The sequence below is a fragment of the Eggerthella timonensis genome (assembly GCF_900184265.1).
GTDB classification, from domain to species: domain Bacteria; phylum Actinomycetota; class Coriobacteriia; order Coriobacteriales; family Eggerthellaceae; genus Eggerthella; species Eggerthella timonensis.
The window spans coordinates 2224572-2241912 of sequence record NZ_FXXA01000002.1; the positions used below are offsets into that span (position 1 = coordinate 2224572).

A 17341-nucleotide genomic window follows, 5' to 3' on the forward strand; every position below is an offset into this window, starting at 1 on the left:
ATGAAGAATCCCATCATCCAAACCGAGCGGCTGTGCAAGAGCTACGCGGCCGACGGAGTGCAGACCCACGTGCTGAGCAACGTCGACCTGACGCTCTACGAAGGCGATTTCACCGCCATCATGGGGCCGTCGGGCTCCGGCAAGTCCACGCTTCTGTACTGCCTTTCCGGCATGGACGCCCCGACGGCCGGCGACGTGCGCTATCGAGGCTCGTCCATCACCGGCTTGCGCGAGCGCGACATGGCCGAGCTGCGCGCGCAGCGCTTCGGGTTCGTGTTCCAGCAGGCTCACCTTGTGTCGAACCTCACGCTGTTCGAGAACGTGGCCGTACCCGGCTACCTGAAGGCCGGCCGCTCGGCTGCCGACACGCGCGCGGTCGCGCAGGCGTTCGTCGAGCGCATGGGGCTCGATGCCGACGCGCATCATCTTCCCAGCCAGGCCTCCGGCGGCCAGCAGCAGCGCTGCGCCGTGGCGCGCAGCGTGGTGAACGATCCCGACATCGTGTTCGCCGACGAGCCCACCGGCGCGCTCAACCGTGCCAACACGCTCGAGGTGCTCTCGCTGCTTTGCGAGCTGAACGGCAGCGGCCAGTCGATCTGCATGGTCACGCATGACGTGCTGTGCGCCCTGCGTGCGAACCGCGTGCTGTACCTGGAGGACGGCTCGATCAAAGGCGAGCTCGAGCTGCCGGCCTTCCGCGGCGACGGCGGCGGCGCCTACCTCAAGGCCCGCGACGCCCAGGTGAACGCCTGGCTGTCGTCGTTGGCTTGGTAGGGGGTGCGAGATGGCGCTCATGCGAACGCTCGTCGCGGCCGGCCTCAAACGGGGGAAGGGCTCGTTCGCGGGCATCTTCCTGCTCATGGCCCTCACCGCCGCCGCGCTCACCTTCACCGTGAGCATGTACGCGGACTTGAACGCCCGCGAGGAGGCCGCGCTTGCCGAGATCGGGGCGGGCGACGTGTATGCCGTCGATATGGCGACGAACCTCACTGACGAGGTGGCCGCCGAGGTGGAGGCGCTGTCCGAGGTAAGCGAGGCACGGTTGAACGGCGCCCTCTCCGTTCCCGTGAGGTTCTACGATGCGGGCGGCGAGGCCGTGGACAAGAACCCCACCTCGGGTACCGCGCTTGTGGCTTGGGGCGACGCCCTCGGCTTCCGCCTGTTCTCCGACGACGGGACGCGTCTCGTCGTCGGGGCTTTCGAGCCGGGCCCCGACGAGGTCTACGTGCCGGCGTCGCTCAAGGTCGCTCCTGGCGTTCAGGTAGGCGACGAGCTGGAAGTGCTGGTGGGCGACGAGGCGCGTCGCTTCACCATCGCGGGCTTCTTCGAGGATCCTCAGCTTGGCACGCCGTTTCTGGAGATGAAACGCTACGTGGTGGCGCAGGGAGCCTACGACGAGGTGGGCTCGCTCGTCGACGCGACCGTCGCGCAGGGCGGCGAACCGGCCGACGTTCTTTCTTCCTCGTCGAAGATGTCGGCGTATCGCATGGCCGAGATCAACGTGCGCTTGTCGGACGAGGCCCGCGCGTCGGGCACGACCTCGACCGACCTCGCCCGGCTCATCGCGGATGAGGTGGCCTGGGCGAACACGGCAACGGGCATGTTCGCCGCCGACACGCTTGCCGGCTATGCGATGATGGTCGTGGTCATCGGCGGCGCCGTCCTGGGCGTGTTCGCGCTGCTGCTGTTCGTGATAGCGCTCGTCATCTGCACGCACGCCATCGCGACGTCCATCGAGGAGGATTACGCGGATTACGGCACGCTCAAGGCCCTCGGCTTGTCGAACCGCTCGCTGCGCGGCATGCTGGGCGTGGAGTACGTGGGCGTGAGCCTTCTGGGACTCGCGGCCGGCCTCGGGTTGGGCTGGGCGCTCGTGCCTCCCGTCCTGCCGTTCTTCGCGCAATTCACCGGCGTGCTGGCGACGAACGCAGCGCCTCCTGCGGCGGCGCTGCTCCTTTTGGCAGCGCTGCTGGCGCTGGTCGCGGCCGTCGTCGTATGCAAGACGCACAAGCTCTCGCGCATCTCGCCGCTCGTCGCTTTCCGTGGCGGCGCGGTCGACGTGACGTTCCGCAGCCGGGCTGCCCGCCCGTTGGGCGGTTCCCATCTCGGTTTGGGGTTGGCCGTGCGCGCTATCGTATCGGCGAAGCGCCGCTACGTGGGGCTTGCGGGATGTGCGCTGGTCATGTGTGCATTCATCGTGCTCGTGTTCGGCATAGGCGGCGCGCTCGGCGGCCCGAATGCGGCGAAGGAGGCTTTCGGCATGTGGACGAGCGACGTGTCGGCCACCCTCGTCTCGCCCGACGCGAGCTTCGACGAAGTGGAGCGGGTCATCGAAGAGGTCAGCCCCATAGAGAAGTCGTGGAAGGAGTCGTTCGCCATGGTGAGCTTCGGGGGCGAGAGCCACTCGTTCGCGGGCTTGAGCGACCTTTCGCTGGTGACGGGTGTGGTGGCAGGGCGTCTGCCGATTCACGACAACGAGGCGCTCATCGGCGGAAACCTTGCGAAGTCGATGGGTCTTGGCATTGGAGACGAGCTGGCTGTCGACGGGGCGGACGGCGAGGAGCGCCGCTTCGTGGTGTGCGGGCTGCTCTCCGCCATGTTCAATGCCGGCTACGGCACCATCCTCACCTACGACGGGGTGTGCGACCTGGCCGGAAAAGGCGCGGACGTCGCCGAGACGGCGCGGCAGTACGTCCTGGCCGATCCGCAGAAGGCCGACGAGGCGCGTGCGGCCATCGAGGCGCGCTTCGGCGATGCGGTGGACGCGCGGCCTGCCGGCATGTTCAGCGATACCGAGGGCATGATCGGCCTTATCCAACAGCTGTTCACCATCATGGGCTTCGCCATGGCGACGGTCGCCGCGACGCTCGTGTTCCTCGCCGTGTCGCTCATTATCGGGCGCATGTTCACGGCCGAGCGTCACGACTTGGGCGTGTACCGCGCGCTCGGGTTCACGACGCGCGCGCTTCGCGTGCAGTTCGCCCTGCGCTTCTTCCTCGTGGCGCTCGCGGGCTGCACGGCGGGCGCAACGCTGGCGGCGCTCGGCGGCAGCTGGCTCATGGGGCAGCTGTTCGGCCTCTTCGGCGTTTCGCGCTTCGCCATCGATACGAATCCGCTCATGGTAGGCGGCCTCACGCTGGGCCTTTCGACGCTGTTCCTGATCGCCGCCTACGTGAGCGCCCGCAAGGTGAAGCGCGTGGACGTGCGCGAGCTGGTGGCGGAATGACGCGGGGTGCCTCCGGGGTGCTATACTGCGCTGGTACCGTTCTGGAAGGAGTGCGCCATGGCGCTTGAGATACGTCCCTACCGCGAGGAGGATCTCGCGGGCATGTGCAAGGTATGGAACGAAGTGGTGGAAGCGGGAAATGCGTTTCCCCAGATCATGCCTCTTTCCATCGATGAGGCGCACGCGTTCTTCGCCGAGCAGGCGCTGACGACGGTGGCGGTGGTCGAGGGTAAGCTGTTCGGCCTGTACATCCTGCATCCGAACAACGTCGGCCGGTGCGCGCACGTGGCGAACGCCAGCTACGCCGTGGTGTCGAGCGCTCGCGGCCTGGGCCTCGGCCGCGAGCTCGTGAAGGACTCGCTCGCACAGGCCGCGCGCCTGGGCTTCCGCGGCCTGCAGTTCAACGCGGTGGTCGCCTCGAACGCAGGAGCCGTCCACCTGTACGAGGACCTCGGCTTCGCGCGCGTGGGCACCGTGCCGCGCGGCTTCTGCAACAACATGGGCGCTTACGAGGACATGCATATCTACTACAAGGAATGCGTCGACGAGAACCGCGGCTGCTGAGGCCCGCGGTAGCCCTCGGTCGGGGGCTGGGCCTTTGGGCGAACGCGCTTGCGAGGCGCGCGGGACGTTCTTGCCGGGCGTATGCCCGTTCGTGGCCGAATACGACGGAAATACGTCGTACCGCCGGTCGCGTTGCAAGCGATCCGAAATAGTCGCGCCTATGATCTGGGAAAACGGAAGCGCCTGAAAGGCCGACCGCCCTCAAACGGGGCTTTCAGCCTGCGGCACGACGTATTCCCGTCGAAAACGGCCGTGATTCGCGGTTTTGGCGACGATCGCCGGCTGCATGTCGGCGATCGGAGCGCCTATCGCACGATGACCGTCTCGGGGTGCTCGCGGTCCACGACGGTGCGCACGACCACCTCGGCGCCCAGGTAGCGCTCCATGAGCCCGGCGAACTCGTCGAGCGCGGCCTCGAGGTCCGCCCGGCGCGCCGCATCGACGCTCTCGACGATGAGGAACGCGTTCTCGGAATCGTCCTTGAGCGCGGTGCGCTGGCCGTCGCGCCAGTTGAAGCAGCGGCAGACGGCTCCGGCTTCGTCGCGGTAGCACAGCTCGCCGGGAAGCGTGGGGTCGTCCTCGTCCTCGCCGAGGGGCGAAAACGCGTCGCCGCCCTCGGTCAGCCCCAGGCGGAGGTCCCCGACGAAGGCGTCGATGTCCTCGCCGCCCACCGGCAGGGCGTACTTGAGCGAGATGGCGTTGTACAGGTCGACCGACGGGGTGATGGAGCCCACGGGGTTGCCCTTCAGCACGCGCTTGAGCAGGTTCTCGATGGAGCAGCGCGCGCCTTTCTTCGTCTTGAACTTCTGATAGGCCGCGCGCCAGACCTTCACGGGCTCGTTCTCCGAGATGGTGTTGCTGGTGAGGTACACGTTCGCGCGCTCGTTGGCGTCGTGCAGGATCTTCGCGATCTCGGCAGCGTCTTCGGGCTGCACGTCATCGGCGCCCTTCATCCCGCGCACGACGATGATGCCGAGGGAGGCGTCGGGGAACAGCTCCCAAAACGAGTCTTCGGCTATGAACTTCTGCATGAGGCGGGCTCCTTCGGTCGGGGCGGGACTGACGGGAACCATGATAGCAAACGTCCGCATCCGCAGGGTCCGCGCGTTTCGATCCGCAGGGCGTCCGGAGCGCATCGTGAAGCGCCTATCGTGGCAAGAAACCGCCGGATTCGGAGGTTTTCTGGCCCCTTCGGGCGCGCTCTGCAGGATCGCTTCCTTAAAATGCCTGGTCGAGAGGAACGGTTTCTCGCTCCGGGCGCGTGAGAGTTCCGAATCCGGTGATTTCTTGCCATCGGAGGGATGCTGCGGCGCAGCGTACGCCCCCGCTTCCTCTTCGCCCGCATGCGCGATAGCCGCGCCCGGCTCCTCATGCGCAGCACGCCGAGTCGTGTTCCAGGAGCCAAGATGCGGACGCGCCGCCCTGCCGGTCCCGCCAAACGTGGGATTTTCGAGGACGCGGGAGGTCGGGGATGCGCCCGGGACGTCCCCGCGCTACAATTCTGCTTGGTAATCGCTTGTCAAACGATTGATTACGCCGTATCATAAGCAATTGCTGTTTTCGCTGCACCGCATACGCGCTGCACGCATCGAATCGAATGTAAGAAGCAAAAGGAGTTCATCTTCATGGCAGTTAAAATTCGCCTGGCCCGCCACGGTGCCAAGAAGCGCCCGTACTACCGCATCGTCGTTGCCGATTCCCGCTGCCCGCGCGACGGCAAGTTCATCGAGGAAGTCGGTCGCTACAACCCCTGCACCGAGCCTGCCATGGTGCAGTTCGATCTGGAGAAGGTCGACCAGTGGATCAAGAACGGCGCGCAGCCGACCGACACGGTCGCCAGCCTGCTGAAGCGCGCTCGCGAGAACGCGTAAGCAGCATGGCCGAGCAGACGGAAGACATCGTCGGTCTCGTCGAGTCCGTCGTGCGCCCGCTCGTCGAGTTTCCCGACGAGTTGGAGATCACGTCGAGCGATGCCGAGGACGGTTCTATTCTCGTCGAAGTTCGCGTGAACGAAGAAGATGCCGGCAAGGTCATCGGTCGCCAGGGGCGGGTCATCAAGGCTATCCGCACGCTGGCCCGTGCCGCTGCATCGCGTACGAACACCCATGTCGAAGTGGAGCTTCTCGACTAGATGCGCGCGTGGGCGAACGTAGCCGAGCTATCTAAAACGAAGACCTTGACAGGAGGGCTCGTCGCGCGCTGCGCGCCGGGTCTTCCTTTTTTGCTGGAGGAGGGCATGGAGGTCGCCTTCGTGCCGCCCCAGCACGACGCGCCGCGCCGTGCGCGCGTGCAATCGGTGCAGGACCTGGGTAAGGGCTCCTACCTCGTGGCGTTCGACGGGGTCGACTCCATCGGCGTCGCCGAGCTCCTGGTGGGCTGCAGCTGCCTCGTGCGCCGCGCCGACTTGCCCGAAGACGCGCTGGCCGCCGAGGCCGACACGCTCGTGGGCTTCGAGGTGCGCGATGCGCGCGCGGGCCTGGTGGGCACCGTCGAGTCGGTGGTGGAGAACCCGGGGCAGTTCCTGCTCGCCGTCGCCCGTGCGGACGGGGGAGCATCCGTGCTCGTGCCGCTCGTGGACGCGCTCGTCGTCGATCTCGACGAGGACGCGCGCCGCATCGAAGTCGATCTGCCGGACGGCCTGCTGGAGCTATGACGATCATGCGGCAATACGAGCCGGCACCAACAAAGGCTAGGGATTCTGTGGTGAGTCAGATTGGCTTGAAGGTTCCGGGTTGCTTGAAGGAACGGCCTTAAAGGCCGTGACTGAAAGCGATCCGGGTTCTGAAAGCCAAGCTGGCCGCCACAGAATCCCGTCACTCATGAGGGAATACCCAATGATCATCGAAACGCTGTCGACGTTCCCCGACATGTACGCATCCGTCATGGGCTCCTCCATGATGCGCATCGCCCAGGAGAAGGGCATCCTGACGTTCAAAGCGCACGACCTGCGCGATTGGACCCACGACCGCCATCGCACCACCGACGACGACCCCTACGGAGGCGGCGACGGCCTCGTCATGAAGTGCGAGCCCATCTTCGAGGCGCATGACTCAATCGCGAGCGAGGGCCCGCGCCCGACCACCGTGTTCCTCTCGCCGTGCGGCGAGCCTTTCGACGACGCCGTGGCGTGCGAGTTGTCGCGCGAGGAGCGCCTGCTGTTCGTGTGCGGGCACTACGAGGGTATCGACGAGCGCGCCTATGCGCTGGCCGATCGCGTGATCTCGCTCGGCGACTACGTGCTGACCAGCGGCGAGCTGGCCTCCATGGTGGTCATCGACGCCGCCGTGCGGAAGCTCCCCGGCGTGCTGGGCGCCGAGACGGGCGCGCTCGGCGAGAGCTTCGCCGACGGCCTGCTGGAGTACCCCCAGTACACGCGCCCGGCGACGTTTCGCGACATGGACGTGCCGCCGGTGCTGCTGTCGGGCAACCATGCGGCGGTTGCGCGCTGGCGTCGGGAGCAGAGCTTGGAGCGCACCGCGCGCCTGCGCCCCGACCTGCTCGAAGACGTCGAGCTGAGCGCCGCCGACCGGAAGTTCCTCGAGGGGTTGGGGCTTGAAGCGGAGAAGTGACCGGTGCGGATCTTCGTCCTGAGCAGGCGCAGGTTCCATGCGATCGGCCAGCGCGTGTTCGGGTCTCCGGTGTGCTAGAATGACCGATCAGGTTTCGGTGGGGCGGCCGATCGTCGGCTTGCCGGCTAATCCTATGGGGGAATCGGATGCGGAACGGTTTGGACGGCACGGCGGACGTCGCCGGATGGTCGACGGCGAAGTACCTTTCTTACGCCCTGTGGCGGGCGTGGTTCTTGGTCATGTACTCCTCGCCTGTATGGGCGATGCTCGCGCATCCTGGGGCGTCCAACGCCAGCTTGTGGATGTACGGCATCTCCACCGTGTGCTTCATCGTGACCTCCGTTCTTCTGTCCGTGCTCCACGTGAGGGCCGTCAACCTCCTCTCGCTGCGATGGTTCACCATAGCGTGCGGAGCAGGCGCGAGCGTGGGCGTGCTGTTGGAGTTCGCAGCGCTCGCAATGCAGCAGAGCCCGGAATCGGCCCTGTTCGTGGCGGGCAGTGCGCTCACGGGTCTGTGCACGGCGCCCATCGCGGTGCGCGCTGGGCAGGTGTACGCGGCCGTCAAATCGAACGCGGCCATCGTCGCCACGCTCTTGAGCGACGTCGTGGCCGGCTTCATATTCTTCTTCTGCGTCGGCACCTGGCCCTTTCTGTGCCTCGCCACCGCGGCCGCGCTGCCGCTTCTTTCGGCGTTGGCCATCGTGGTGATCGTCCCCACTTCGTACGAGGAGGCGATGGACGCGCGGCCCATCGATCCCGAGCGGCCCCCGTGGCGGTCGTTCGCGCGCTTCCTAGCGGCGGTGTTCCTGATCGCGCTCGTCGCCTTCCTGCAATACGGCCTGGGCAATTCATGGTTCGCTCAGGCGGAGATCGACCGCGGTCTCACGCTGGGCGTGAGCCTGCTGGTCGTTTCGTCGCTCGCTTTGGCCCTGTTCTTCACCTTCGGCCGCGAAGGAGCGTTCATCGCGCTGTACCGTCCCATCATCTTCATTCTGATCGTGTGCATCGTGGTGGCCTACCTGCTCGATTTCGGCAATCCCGTCGCCATCGGCACGACGTTTTTGGTGTATTGCCTGTTCTCGTCGTACGTGTGGGCCTTCATGTCCTACCTGGGGCATAGCCGCTACTTCTCGCCTGTTCAGGTGTTCGGCCTCGGGCGCGGCGTGTACTCGGCAGGGTCGCTCGCCGGGTGCCTGATCGGTGTGTTCGTCCTGCCCGGCATGGACGTGGAGCGCGCGCTGCCCGTGGTCGTGGTGGCGATGGTGGCGGTGCTCATGCTGTGCGCGGTCGCCATTCGCAGGGAGGACATCGAGTCCATCCTCATGCTTGACGCCGACGGCGGGCGGGACGTCCCTCTCGAGGAGGCCTCCGCCGGCACGCAGGCCGACGAGCTGGGCGACGTGCATCTCTCTCCGCGCGAGTTGGAAGTCTTCGCGCTGATGAAGGCCGGCCGCGATTCGGAGTACATCGCCTCCAGCCTGTGCGTGTCGCGCAACACCGCCAAGACGCACATCAGGAACATCTACGCGAAGTTCGGCGTGCATCGGCGCCAAGATTTCATCGACGTCATCCAGAAGCTCTAAAATACCTGGTCAATCGGCATCACCCAATGGGTGATGCCCCTCATCCGCCAAGATCATGCTCCGGGAGGATGGTTTCGCCCCCTGCTCGACGGCGATAATGCGCAGCGCTTAGCGCTATGCGATTCGCCAATGAAACGAGGAGGAGGACCATCCATGAGCGAAAGCTTGACCAGACGCTCGTTCGTCAAGGCAGCGTCCTTGGCGGGAGCCGCAGCTGCTCTGGGCACGGGGTACGGCGGCAAGCTCCAGAAGACGGACAAGGCGTACGCCGCCGACGCGTCCGCAGGCCAGCGAAAGACCTACGTGACAACGTGCCGCGGCTGCATCCAGGCATGTCCCGCCCGCGTGTACGTCGAGAACGGCATCGTGGTGAAGATCGAAGGCCATCCGTACGCGCCGACCTCGATGGGGTCGCTGTGCATGAAGGGCCTCAACCAGATCAACAACGTCTACAGTCCCCGACGCGTGCTCTACCCGCTCAAGCGTTCCGGCCCGCGCGGCGCCGAGGAGATGGCGTGGGAGCGCATCAGCTGGGACGAGGCCATCGACCTGGCGGCGACGAAGATCGCCGAGGCCATCGAGAAGTACGGCACGTACTCGTTCTTCACCTCGGTGGGCGGCGGCGGGTCGTACGCCATGCGCCAGGCCATCACCATGAGCCATTCCCTCGGCTCGCCCACGGTGTTCGAGCCGGGCTGCGCGCAGTGCTACCTGCCGCGCTACTCCGTCGCGCTGTTCATGTACGGCGGCATGGACCAGTCCATCGCCGACGCGGCCGCGCAGGAGCCGTTCAAGGGCATCGCGAAGCGCTGGTACCAGAAGTACGGCGTATGGGACCAGATCGACGACGAGAACAAGAAGGGCTACGCCGACGAGATAGACACGAAGATGATCGTGCTGTGGGGCGCCCAGCCCTCGGTGTCGCAGACCGCGCAATCGGGCCGCGGCATGGCCGAGCTGCGCGAAGCAGGCTGCAAGACCGTGGTGGTAGATCCCAACATGAGCCCCGACGCCGTGAAGGCCGACGTGTGGCTGCGCGTCCGTCCCGGCGCCGACGGCGCGCTCGCGCTCTCGTGGTGGAACTACATCATCGAGCACGAGCTGTACAACGAGGAGTTCGTCAAACAGTGGACGAACCTGCCCTTCATCATCAACGAGGATACCAAGCTGCCTTACCGTGCAACCGACATCTGGCCGGATTTCGAGCAGAGCACGCCTGCCGACACCCCGGCCTACGTGTGCTTCGACGCCAACGCCGGCAAGCTGGCTCCCTTCGAGTACCAGGACGATTCGGTCGATCCGGAGATTTTCTGGAGCGGTTCCATCGAGGAGTTGGGCGGAGTCGCCGCCCGCAGCGCAGGTCAGATCTACAAGGAAGCCGCTTCCGTGTGGACGCTCGAGAAGACCGAAAAGGTCACGTGGGTGCCCGCAGCCGAGAACGAGAAGGCCATCCTGCTGTACGCCGAGCCCTTGAAAGAGGGGAAGTGCGGCGGCATCTGCCACGGCGTGTCGTCCGACATGGAGCAGATCGCCCATCAGCTGCCGGTGGGGCTCTGCGGCCTCGACGCCATCATGGGCTACGTGAACAAGCCCGGCTGCACGCTGACGCAGAACTCCCGTCCCAAGACCGACGAGAACGGCCGCGTTGCGCGCCCCACCACCATCTTCCAGTACCGCAACGTGGACATCGTGCACGACTGCGGCGTAGGCTACATCGTGGGCAACTCGCCTGAGGAGAACGCCGCGCGCCTCGAGGGCTTCAAGCCCGATCCGGACGGCTTCCCGAACCCGCGCACGGCCGAGCTGCTCTACCTCACGAACCAGCTGCGCCTGGATCGCCTTGGCATGAAGAACCACAAGGGCCTCTATCACTGGGAGCACAGCCATATCCCCTCGGTGCTCGAGGCCATCCGCACCGGCGAGCCGTACAAGCCGCGCGTGTGGTTCGACATGTCGGGCAACAAGCTGGCGATGCTCGGCAACGCGGCGTCGTGGTACGACGTGTTCCCCGAGATCGACTACTGCATCTGCCAGCATCCCATGATCACCTCGTTCCAAGCCGAGGTGGCCGACCTCATCTTCCCGATCGAGGAGTGGCTCGAGGTGACCAGCCACGACGGCCGCGACATCACGACCGAGGGCGAGATCAAGGATCCCTCGCCCGACACCACCGATACGGGCCAGCTCAACTTCAAGTTCGGCATGTTCCCCATCCTGCATCTGGGCGAGACGGTATCGTGCTTCGTGCCCCCCAAGAAGGTGACGGGCAAGGTGGCCGAGATCCTGAACGCCAAGCTGGAAGCCGGCCAGGACATCGTGCTGGGCGCGGTGGGGCAGGCCACGGGACGCACCTATATGGAGGAGCCCACCACCGCCGTCGACGGCTTCCTGTCCACGTCGAAAGGCGCATCGTACCTGCACGACATCGACCGCTCGAAATTCAACCTGCGCTTCCCGCTGCCTCCCGGCGTCATGTTCGGCGAGGAGTCGGACGAGCGTATCCAGCAGTCCTTCGCGGAGCGCTTCGGCGCGCCGAGCATGGAGGCGTTGCATGGCGAGCCCGAGAAGTACCAGACGCCCGTTGCGGGCGAGGGCGGCGGCAAGCTGTGGCCCGACGGCACGCATCACTGGTGGAGCCCTCAGGAGGAGTTCTGGGTGTACGATCAGCACGAGATGACCGCTGTCGACGGCCTGAAGGCCGGCTTCGGCACCGAGAGCCGCAAGTTCGAGGTGTACGCGCAGATGCTCGTCCAGCTTGCCAAGACCGGCTTCCCCTGCTGCTACCCGCGCGCGCAGGTGGACGTCGATCCCTCCATCGGCCAGGGCGATTACGAGGGCACCTACGCGCCCATCTGCCAGCACATCGAGCCCGCCGAGAGCCCGCTCGAAGGCACGGAGGGCTACGATCCCGAGTACCCGCTTTCGCTCACGAGCGGTCGCGTGTACTACACGCACCACGGCACGCAGCGCCAGGCCCCGTACATGCGCGAGATCTGGCCCGCTCCCGACCTCCGCATGAACAGCAAGACCGCCGAGAGGTACGGGCTTGCGCATATGGACTGGGTGAAGGCGACCTCAAGGCGCGGCTCCACGCATGCGCGGGTGTACATCACCGACGGCATGCATGAGAACGTGGTATGGATGGAGCGCTTCTGGAATCCCGAGTGCTTCGATTCCTCCCAGGAGACGAAGAGCGGCGGATGGCGCGAGTGCAACGTGAACATCCTGACCAAGAACACCGCGCCGTTCAACGAGTGCTACGGCTCGTACACCAACCGCGGATTCTGCGTCAAGGTTGAGAAGGCGGAGAGGCCGCCCCGGGTGTGGGTGGAGCCGCAGGAGTTCGAGCCGTTGATGTACACGCGCAAGAACCAGTACGTCGACGCGAACCCGTTCGAGGAGACGCTGAAGGATCCTTCGGCCAGCTGGACCCCGGTCGTCACGTTCGACGAGGCGCACACGTTCGCCAACGAGACATTCGAGAAGTAGGAGGGATCCATCATGGCGAGAAGAACCTTGGTGATCGACTTGAACCGCTGCTCAGGCTGCGATTCATGCACGGTGGCCTGCAAATTCGAGAACAACATCCAGCTAGGGACCTTCTGGAACCGCGTGCTGGCCGTCGGCCCCACGGGGGAGTACCCCGACATCGAGATGTACTGGCTTCCCATGCAGTGCCAGCAGTGCGAGAACTCGCCCTGCGTGAGCGTGTGCCCCACGGGCGCGTCGTACCGCGACCCCAACAACAACGTGGTGCTGGTGGACAAGGAGAAGTGCATCGGCTGCCAGTACTGCATGTACGCCTGCCCCTACGGCGTGCGGCAGTTCAACGAGTCTGCGGGCGTCGTGGAGAAGTGCACGCTGTGCAACCACCTGACGGCCAAGTCCGACGGCGTGGAGAACATCAACGACAGCTTCGACGAGGAGCATGCGGTGCCGCCGTGCGTGCATAACTGCTGCTGCGGCGCGCGCTACTACGGCGATCTGGACGATCCGGATTCGGCGGCTTCGAAGGCCATCGCGGCCGCCGGCGGCGAGGGCTCGGAGAACGTGCACGCGCTGAGCGATCCGTCGGGCGCGAAGCCCACGGTGCGCTACATCCTGAACCCCTCCGTGGCCCAGTGGAAGGAGCTGTGAGATCATGGAAATCGGAATCCAATGGCCCTTGGTGCTGTTCACGGTTATTTCGGGCGCGGGCTACGGCGTCTTGGCCGCCACCGGCGCAGCGCGGCTGGCGGGCAAACAGGGGGCGGCGACGTGCAAGGTGGCTCTCGTGGTCGCGATGGCGCTTCTGGGTGTCGGCGGGTTGATGAGCGTGTTCCATCTTGCGCACCCGGAGCGCTTCATGGCCGCCATCGCGAACCTGCTGTCGTTCTCCGGGATCGCTCTGGAGCTCATCGGCCTGGCGCTCGGTTTTGCCGCCGCGGCCTTGTTCCTGGTGTTCGCCTCGACGGGCAACCTCGCCGGCGAGAAGACGCTCGCCGCATGCTCGGTTGCCATCGGGGCGGTGGCAGCGTTTCTGCAAGGTTGGGCGTACTTCGAGGTCGCTGCCCAGGCGGGTTGGAGCACCCCCGCTTTGCCGGCGAGCTACCTGTTCACGTCGCTTGCGGCCGGCGTGCTGGTGTACGCAGCGATCGCCGCTGCCAAAAAGGAGGATGCGGCGGCGCTCAAGCTGACGGGGACGATCGCTGCGACGCTCGCCGCCCTGGCCGTGGTCGCGGTTGCGGCCTACGCGGCAGCTTTGGGAGGCGCGGGCCTGCTGGAGGGCGCGGCGACGGCGTTCGTCGTGCTGGCGGCCGTCCTCGAGCTGGCGACCCTCGGCTTGGCAGCGTGGTTCGCCTTCAAGGCACCCGCTCTGACGATCGCGCTCGCCGGCGTTTTGGTCGGCGTCGGCGGATCGATCGCGCTGCGCGTGCTCATGTGGCTGGTCGCGTCGTACCAGTACAGCTTCATCTGGGACGCGGCGGCAAACCGCGGGTTGTATCTGTTCTAAACCGTTCTAAACGAGGAGAGGCGGGGTTCCCATGTCGGACAATGCTTTTGCGGAAGAAGCCGTGAACAGAGACGTCGCGGTCAAGAAGGAGCAGGGCAAGATGACCTTTGACGAGAAAGTGGCCGACCTGATGCGGTTCGTGCAGTTCGAGCCGCTTATCAGGGAGATCGATTACAAGGTGCTGGCGTACTGCTTCGAACGCAGGGGCTTGTCCGACATCGAGGAGCATATCGCAGGGCTCCCCGAGTTCAAGTCGGCGACGCGCGACCAGTACTCGCTCATCACCGAGCTGGTGCGCCACCACGGCCTGGCGTTCTACGAGCTTGACGTATCGGGGTGCGTGGTGACCGAGGAGGACAAGGCGGGCCTGACCGAGAACGAGGTGGACGACCTGGTGGCGGGCTTCGCCTACCGAACCACCGACGTCGGACGCGAGGTCGCGGCCCGCTTGGATCCTCGTCGACGCCTGGCGGAGCTGCTCGAAGCCGCGCCTCGCCGCCGCGACGCGTACCTGGCGCTCTTGGAGTTCGTGCGGGAGAAGCGCTCGTTCGCCGAGATCGACTCGTTCATGCGCGCCTGCGGTGTGGCCGAGCTGAGCCGCGCTGCTGGCGACGGGGGCGTGCAGCCTTCCGTGTTCGTGGACAAGCTCGAGCGGGCGGGTGCCATCTCCTACGACGGGGGCTGGCAGGCGACGGATGCGGCGCTGGAGGCTTTGGAGGGCCGCCCGGGCCGCGCGTAGGGAAGAAGAGAGGACGGTTGAACCATGCAAAACGAGAAAACCGGCGCCCACGCCTTCGACGAGGCATGCGGCGTGCTTGAAGAGCGGTCGGCGTTCTACCTGATGCTGGCTGGTCTGTACTACCGGCCGCTCACGCAGGAGCAGATCGACCGCATGGCCGGGCAGGACTTCTCGGCATACGCTACGGGCGAGGAGCTGTTGGACGAGGGCTTCGACGATATCCGTCGGGCGCTGCGCAAGCGTCACACGGGCACGCGGTCGATCTTGGCCACGGAATGGACGAGCACCTTCGGCGGCGCCGAGGCGTACAAGGGCCGCTACTGCGTGCCCGAGGCGTCGCTGTTCCTGGACAAGTCCGGGCTCACGTACGGCCCGGCCCGCAACGAGGTCAGCCGCGTCTACCGTGAGCAATGCCTGCGACTGGAAGACGGCGCCGGCATGGCCGAGAGCCACCTGACCTTCGAGCTGGAATTCCTGTCGGTCCTGTCGGACGCGACGGCAGAACATCTCCGCGCAGGCGAGGTTGACGAGGCCGTGCGCCTGATCGACCTGTCCCGGCAGTTCGTCGAGGAACACGTCCTGACCTGGTTCCCGCAATTGCAGGAACTTGCGTTGGCCATGCTCAAGACCCGATTCTACAAAGGCGTCATGAAGATCACGAAGGGCTACCTCGAGCTCGACCTGCGAACGCTGGACGAGCTCGAGGCCGAGGTGCAAAGATCATGAACGCGCCGCTCATGACGCGCCGCTCGCTCGTCGTGGGCGGCGTGGGCGCCGCCCTGCTTCTGGGCCTGGGAGGCGCGTCGCGCTACGCCTGGGCGACCGACAGGCAGCTCCTGCGTCCGCCCGGGGGCCAGGACGAGGATCGTTTCATCGGTTTGTGCGTACGCTGCGACCGATGCCGGCAAGCGTGCCCGATGCACGCTATCGAGAGCGCCGGCGTGGAAGACGGGCTGATCGACGTTCGAACGCCCAAGCTGAACTTCCGGACGAGCGCGCTCGGGCGCACGATCGGCACCACCGAGTACCACGAGGCCGGGTCCGGCTACTGCAACTTCTGCGACCCCGAAGGCGCAGGAGGGAAGACGAAGAAGTGCATCGCCTGCTGCCCGACCGGCGCGCTCCAGGAGTTCGACGAATTCAGCGACAAGATCGGCGTCGCGGTGATCGACCCGGTGTACTGCATCAACTTCCCCCAGATGGGGCAGACGCCCACCGGGTGCCGCCTGTGCGTGGACGCGTGCCCCTACGAGGCGGTCGCCATGAACGACCAACAGCGCCCCGAGGTGGTTGCGGACAAGTGCAACGGATGCGGCAAGTGCGAGGCAGTGTGTCCGAGCGCGTCGTACCGGCAGGTTATCGACGTGAGCACGTTGCAAGAGCGTGCGAACGACGGCAACGAGGACTACGCGCGCTCCCTTGCGTACTGTCGGCGTACGGGCAACGTCCCGCGCGGCATCAACGTCGTCGATCGGGCCGAAAGCGTCGAAGGGCGGGCATTATGAAAACCGATTCGATTCCGCTCGACGAGGTCGAAGGCGTTTCTGCCGCCCCATCCGCTGTCGATTCCCCCTCAGCCGCCGACGAAGCCGTGCGGCCGATCGAGAAGCCACGTGCGCGCCGGATCGTCGTGGCTGCGGCGTTCGCCGTCGTGTGCGCCGGCATCGTGCTCAACCTCGGCACCGGGACCCTCTCATCGTTCGGGTGGGAATCGATAGCGTCCATATGCCCGCTGGGAGCCATTGAAACCATGGTGGCGAGCAAGCTGCTCGTTCCTCGCGCGCTGGTGTTCTTGGCGGTGGCAGCCGTGGTCGCGATCGCGTTGGGGAAGGTTTTCTGCTCGTGGGCGTGCCCGGTGCCCGGCGTGAAGTCGGTCGTCGACAGCGTTCGCGGCAAGACGGCCCGCATTGCGACGCGCAAGGGCGTCTCCGACGGAGAGCCGACGTCGATCCACGTGGAGGGCGGCGCGTCGTGCCCCTCGTGTTCCTCGTGCGTTTCGCGGGCGCGGTTCGACTCTCGGCACCTCGTATTGGGGGGAACCCTGCTCAGCGCCGCGGTGTTCGGCTTCCCGGTGTTCTGCCTCGTGTGCCCTATCGGTCTGACGTTCGCCACCGTCGTGGCGTTCGTGCAGCTGTTCGGGATGCAGACGCTGTCCTGGGGATTGCTCTTGTTTCCGCTCATCCTCGTTCTGGAGCTGACGGTATTGCGCAAGTGGTGCTCGCGCTTTTGCCCGCTGGGGGCCCTGATGTCGCTGCTCAGCTTGCCGAATCGCTGGCTGCGCCCCAAAGTCGACGAATCCCGGTGCCTGCGCGGCAAGGGCGTGGACTGCCAGGTCTGCACGGGCGTGTGCCCGGAGGAGCTCGATCCGCACGTTGCGGAAGGGATGCACGACTGCTCGAAATGCGGCGATTGCGCGGCGAACTGTCCTGCGAAAGCCATCAGCTTCCCCGCTCGCCGAGCCTGACGTCGGCTTGAAGCGGCATCCCGCCCCTGCGCTGCCGCAAGCGCGGGGGCTTCTTTTTTCGCACTGCTTCGTGCAGGCCCTCGCTTTCTCGCATACGGCCGTGAATTCCTGCAGCCTTTGCCGAATATTTCGCACGGACGCGCTATCATGTATATCCGCGTCCCATTCGGACGCCACGTCCGCTTCGAAAGGATAGGCAGATT

16 protein-coding genes are annotated in these 17341 nt (G+C 65.8%); 15 read left to right on the forward strand and 1 reads right to left on the reverse strand.

Annotated elements, in window-relative coordinates:
* From C1A15_RS09235 to C1A15_RS09245, 3 genes are read left to right on the forward strand one after another with little or no spacing between them, the layout of a single operon-like run.
* On the forward strand, positions 1-774 hold the full coding sequence (locus tag C1A15_RS09235; RefSeq protein ID WP_096228429.1) for an ABC transporter ATP-binding protein: 774 nt from the start codon (positions 1-3) through the stop codon (positions 772-774).
* A gap of 10 nt (positions 775-784) precedes the next feature.
* Positions 785-3226, forward strand: a complete 2442-nt coding sequence (locus C1A15_RS09240; protein WP_101722292.1) for an ABC transporter permease — start codon at positions 785-787, stop codon at positions 3224-3226.
* A 57-nt stretch (positions 3227-3283) separates the two neighbouring features.
* A complete protein-coding gene (locus tag C1A15_RS09245; protein WP_101722293.1) occupies positions 3284-3790 on the forward strand; it encodes a GNAT family N-acetyltransferase in 507 nt (168 codons plus the stop codon).
* Positions 3791-4095: 305 nt separating this feature from the next.
* On the opposite strand, the gene C1A15_RS09250 is transcribed toward C1A15_RS09245, so the two are convergent.
* Positions 4096-4821, reverse strand: coding sequence for a B3/B4 domain-containing protein (locus C1A15_RS09250; RefSeq protein ID WP_101722294.1), 726 nt, complete (start codon positions 4819-4821; stop codon positions 4096-4098).
* Positions 4822-5415: 594 nt separating this feature from the next.
* Here C1A15_RS09250 and rpsP point away from each other — a divergent pair.
* The 12 genes from rpsP (at position 5416) to C1A15_RS09310 (ending at position 17138) form a co-directional block, all read left to right on the forward strand.
* The gene (rpsP, locus tag C1A15_RS09255) at positions 5416-5661 is read left to right on the forward strand and encodes a 30S ribosomal protein S16 (protein ID WP_009304490.1); all 246 of its coding nucleotides are present in this window, start codon (positions 5416-5418) and stop codon (positions 5659-5661) included.
* A gap of 5 nt (positions 5662-5666) precedes the next feature.
* Positions 5667-5921, forward strand: a complete 255-nt coding sequence (locus C1A15_RS09260) for a KH domain-containing protein (protein ID WP_101722295.1) — start codon at positions 5667-5669, stop codon at positions 5919-5921.
* A 105-nt stretch (positions 5922-6026) separates the two neighbouring features.
* Positions 6027-6443 carry a ribosome maturation factor RimM gene (locus C1A15_RS09265; protein WP_245864988.1) on the forward strand — a complete coding sequence of 139 codons (417 nt, stop codon included), beginning with the start codon at positions 6027-6029 and terminating at the stop codon, positions 6441-6443.
* 181 nt (positions 6444-6624) lie between these two features.
* Positions 6625-7359: a tRNA (guanosine(37)-N1)-methyltransferase TrmD gene (gene trmD, locus C1A15_RS09270; protein ID WP_101722297.1), complete on the forward strand. Its 735-nt coding sequence runs from the start codon at positions 6625-6627 to the stop codon at positions 7357-7359.
* Between the two features lie 146 nt (positions 7360-7505).
* The gene (locus C1A15_RS09275; protein ID WP_101722298.1) at positions 7506-8942 is read left to right on the forward strand and encodes a helix-turn-helix transcriptional regulator; all 1437 of its coding nucleotides are present in this window, start codon (positions 7506-7508) and stop codon (positions 8940-8942) included.
* Between the two features lie 153 nt (positions 8943-9095).
* Positions 9096-12431 carry a molybdopterin-containing oxidoreductase family protein gene (locus C1A15_RS17000; protein WP_180953050.1) on the forward strand — a complete coding sequence of 1112 codons (3336 nt, stop codon included), beginning with the start codon at positions 9096-9098 and terminating at the stop codon, positions 12429-12431.
* A 12-nt stretch (positions 12432-12443) separates the two neighbouring features.
* Positions 12444-13079, forward strand: coding sequence for a 4Fe-4S dicluster domain-containing protein (locus C1A15_RS09285; RefSeq protein ID WP_101722299.1), 636 nt, complete (start codon positions 12444-12446; stop codon positions 13077-13079).
* 4 nt (positions 13080-13083) lie between these two features.
* Positions 13084-13935 (forward strand): DmsC/YnfH family molybdoenzyme membrane anchor subunit, encoded by an 852-nt coding sequence (locus C1A15_RS09290; RefSeq protein WP_101722300.1) that lies wholly within the window; start codon positions 13084-13086, stop codon positions 13933-13935.
* 61 nt (positions 13936-13996) lie between these two features.
* Positions 13997-14674: a hypothetical protein gene (locus C1A15_RS09295; protein WP_146001838.1), complete on the forward strand. Its 678-nt coding sequence runs from the start codon at positions 13997-13999 to the stop codon at positions 14672-14674.
* Between the two features lie 24 nt (positions 14675-14698).
* On the forward strand, positions 14699-15400 hold the full coding sequence (locus tag C1A15_RS09300) for a TorD/DmsD family molecular chaperone (protein WP_101722302.1): 702 nt from the start codon (positions 14699-14701) through the stop codon (positions 15398-15400).
* Positions 15397-16179 carry a 4Fe-4S dicluster domain-containing protein gene (locus C1A15_RS09305; RefSeq protein ID WP_101722303.1) on the forward strand — a complete coding sequence of 261 codons (783 nt, stop codon included), beginning with the start codon at positions 15397-15399 and terminating at the stop codon, positions 16177-16179. Before C1A15_RS09300 ends, C1A15_RS09305 begins: the two co-directional genes overlap by 4 nt.
* A complete protein-coding gene (locus C1A15_RS09310) occupies positions 16176-17138 on the forward strand; it encodes a 4Fe-4S binding protein (protein WP_180953051.1) in 963 nt (320 codons plus the stop codon). The genes C1A15_RS09305 and C1A15_RS09310 overlap by 4 nt, the downstream gene beginning before the upstream one ends.
* Positions 17139-17341: the final 203 nt, after the last annotated feature.